Raw genomic sequence first — 2,110 nt, 5'->3', positions numbered from 1 at the left:
ATGCAAATCCACCCTCTTCTATTCCTTTTCGATATGATTTATCGCTTAACATTATTTTATATCGGCAGCAGTATCGGCAACGATAGGGTCTGATAATTTGCCTGAGTAGCAGGCTTGAAGAAAGGACCCGTTCATGGAACAACAACGCAAGGCCGCGCACAGCGGCTGGTATCATGAAACACAATCCAGCCAATATGGTCATCTGCCGCTCGATCCGCACGCTGCGTTGGTACAGGATCGCTTTCTGCTGGGCCTTGATGCTCAACTTGACCCGACACTTCGCCAGTTACTTAACGACCGCCAGCGACTACTGAGAGCCTCCCGCGCCTGTTATGAGGTACTGTTTCCTGACAATCTGCAGGTTTCACGTACCGAAACATTATCCTTGTATGACCGTCTCAGTAGTGCGCTGACGGTGGCACAGGTCAGCGGCGTACAGACACTTTGTAGCCATTACGCTGCCCGTCTCGCCCCGCTTCCCAGCCCTGACGCCTCCCGTGAAAGTAACATCCGCCAGACCCACATTACCCAGTTCGCACGATTACTCGCAACCCAGCCAACCCTGATTACTGCACCGATGCTGCATCAGCTTTATGACGTGGGTTTCAGCACACGCGATATCGTGACCTTTACGCAAGTGATTGGCTTTGTCAGCTATCAGGCACGCGTACTGGCGGTTCTGAATGGTTTACGTGGTCGCGCCGCCGCCGTATTGCCAGGATTTCCTTCGCCGGAAGGTTGCGGGCAGAAAGGGTTTTCACTGGCGATGTTGCAATGGACGTCGCGTTTACCTGAAGTGGTACCGGAAAATGCCAGCCAGCATCAGCAGGATGTACTGGATTTAATCGCGCCAGATGCGCGTTCTTCCTCTTTCTATACATTGCTGGTGCATGACGCCGACGCGCTGAGCGAGTTTTCTGCGGTATTTAATAATATTATGCAGGCAGGTGCGCAGCCGGTGGCCGCGTGGCGTGAACTGGCTGCCGTAGCCACGTCGCAGCTAAACGGTTGTCTGTATTGCGCCGGGATCCACGGACGTTTGTATCTTGAAGCGGGTGGGAATGAGATGCTGATTAACGAATTATTCGCAGAAAATCATCGCGATGATGCCGTTGATACGCTGTCGAAAAATCTGCAAGACAAAAAAGAGATTGCCTTGCTGGAAACGGTGGTCGCCCTGACCCGTACCCCGGAACGTTTTGATGCACGCCAGCTGCATAGTTTGTCTGATGCAGGTTATACGGCAACACAATCTCTGGATATTCTGCTGACTGCGGCGCTGTTCAGCTGGTCAAACCGTCTGATTCAGACGCTGGGCGATACCCTGAATCAGTAGTTCTTCACCTGTTTACCTTCATTCTTTCTCCCCTCATTCCGGCAGGATATTCCCCTGCCGGTGATGCCAATTGTAAATACCTGCGCCACCTAACCGGCATAAGTCGTATTAATCTTATTTTCAATCGAAAATTTAGTGTTAAAACGAGAAACTGATCACATTACACTGTGCGCCGTTCTGGTTGCGTCTTCAGCAGCAAACAAGCCATTCATAAACCACCATATAAAGCACAACACCCCAGAGATATTCACTACATATTCACGCCAAATCAGACAAATAAACCACTTAAGTATTTCCCTGTAAAACAATGGCACTATAAGAGTAGTGATTACAATTCGTGCAACATATTCATATTGTCTATTTAGAAAACATAAACATTAATTCTGCATAACATTTCGAACATAGTTTAATCACGTCGGATAAGTTAAATGTAACAGCATATGTCAAACTCCTTGCCACATTTACGAAGATAGTGAACATTACTTGCCGTCATCCCATCTTATAACAATGCAAAGGGTGCTTATTTCGCGCCACTTATGCGTTTCCGCCACATACGGCCGGAAGGAATAAACAGAGGTACGAGTGTCAACTGCAAACAAAACACCAAACAATGAAAGCGTGAGTCTTAACGCCTTCAAACAGCCAAAAGCGTTTTACCTGATCTTCTCCATCGAATTGTGGGAACGTTTCGGTTACTACGGCCTGCAAGGGATCATGGCGGTTTACCTGGTCAAAATGCTTGGCCTGAGTGAAGCCGACTCCATCACCCTGTTC

1 protein-coding gene and 1 pseudogene are annotated in these 2,110 nt (G+C 48.6%); both read left to right on the top strand.

Annotated elements, in window-relative coordinates:
• Positions 1 to 133: 133 nt before the first annotated feature.
• Positions 134 to 1,336: a CMD domain-containing protein gene (locus AC1DUO_RS24335; RefSeq protein ID WP_013576059.1), complete on the top strand. Its 1,203-nt coding sequence runs from the start codon at positions 134 to 136 to the stop codon at positions 1,334 to 1,336.
• Between the two features lie 582 nt (positions 1,337 to 1,918).
• Positions 1,919 to 2,110: pseudogene (tppB, locus tag AC1DUO_RS24330) on the top strand (dipeptide/tripeptide permease); the annotation flags it as partial.

The sequence above is a fragment of the Rahnella sp. P4_A8 genome (assembly GCF_056402435.1).
Note: the sequence above shows the minus strand (reverse complement) of the source record. Positions and strands in the feature narration are given on the sequence as shown.

Coding starts and splice junctions, on each gene's coding strand:
- AC1DUO_RS24335 (WP_013576059.1), top strand. CDS start 134: ATGGAACAACAACGCAAGGCCGCGCACAGCGGCTGGTATCATGAAACA.